General features: G+C 33.6%; 2 tRNA genes and 1 rRNA gene. All 3 read left to right on the top strand.

Annotation, left to right across the window (positions count from 1 at the left end):
* The first annotated feature begins 8 nt into the window (after positions 1–8).
* The 3 genes from rrf (at position 9) to BN2665_RS00045 (ending at position 287) form a co-directional block, all read left to right on the top strand.
* Positions 9–125: ribosomal RNA gene (rrf, locus tag BN2665_RS00055) — 5S ribosomal RNA — on the top strand.
* A 6-nt stretch (positions 126–131) separates the two neighbouring features.
* Positions 132–208: transfer RNA gene (locus tag BN2665_RS00050), tRNA-Ile, on the top strand.
* A gap of 3 nt (positions 209–211) precedes the next feature.
* A tRNA-Ala gene (locus BN2665_RS00045) sits at positions 212–287 on the top strand.
* Positions 288–982: the final 695 nt, after the last annotated feature.

The raw sequence follows: 982 nt of genomic DNA, 5'->3' as shown, positions 1-982 counted from the left end.
AAATAACATCTGGTGATTATGGCATAGAGGTAACACTCGTTCCCATACCGAACACGCAAGTTAAGCTCTATAGCGCCGATGGTACTGCAAGGGAGACCTTGTGGAAGAGTAGGTCGTCGCCAGGTCATTATGGATCTTTAGCTCAGTTGGTTAGAGCAACCGGCTCATAACCGGTTGGTCCGGGGTTCGAGTCCCTGAAGGTCCACCATATGGGGGTATAGCTCAGCTGGGAGAGCACCTGCCTTGCACGCAGGGGGTCAAGAGTTCGAATCTCTTTATCTCCACCAAAAAAACCACAAACGATATGTTTGTGGTTTTTTGTTTTTTAAAATATAAGAGAATTATTTAAGAACATAGACTATGCGTTTGCTTGAAAGAATGGTTATTTTGTATTAAGGTAAATAGAAAATTTAATAGTGAGTGGTTATATATTAGCGATAAACCATTATAATAAACTCTTAGCTGACTATGCAAAGATAAAGTTTTTATTTTAAAAATTCATTGCTATTTTAGGTGTTATGGTGCCTGTGCAAATTAGTAGCTAAAGGGATTTCTATATATAATATCGGTTTTAATCCTATATACACCCCCTAGTGTATCATTTTATGAAATATTAAGAAAAATAAAGAAAGAAAGAGATATACTAAAATAATTTTGAAAAATAGCATATTAAGCAAAGTTTGCAATTTATAACCCATGATAATATATAGAAGTCGCTTGAAGCAAGCGATACAAAAACAAATCATTTAAGCACACTGATAAAATAACAAGTTAAAAAGATAAAAAAATCTAAAAAAACTTGTTGACAGATAAAAACTTAGATGATAAGATATAGAAGTCGCTCAGATAAAGCGACATGGTCTTTGAAAATTAAACAGAGGAAAATAAACATGAAACCAGCAATTCTTTATGAGAAATCATAAGACAAAGTAAGAATGAGCAATCAAACTTAAATTTTTAAATTGAGAGTTTGATCCTGGCT

Origin of the sequence: Desnuesiella massiliensis, assembly GCF_001403615.1 — a bacterium.
GTDB classification, from domain to species: domain Bacteria; phylum Bacillota; class Clostridia; order Clostridiales; family Clostridiaceae; genus Desnuesiella; species Desnuesiella massiliensis.
This window is presented reverse-complemented; position numbering and strand designations above follow the sequence as displayed.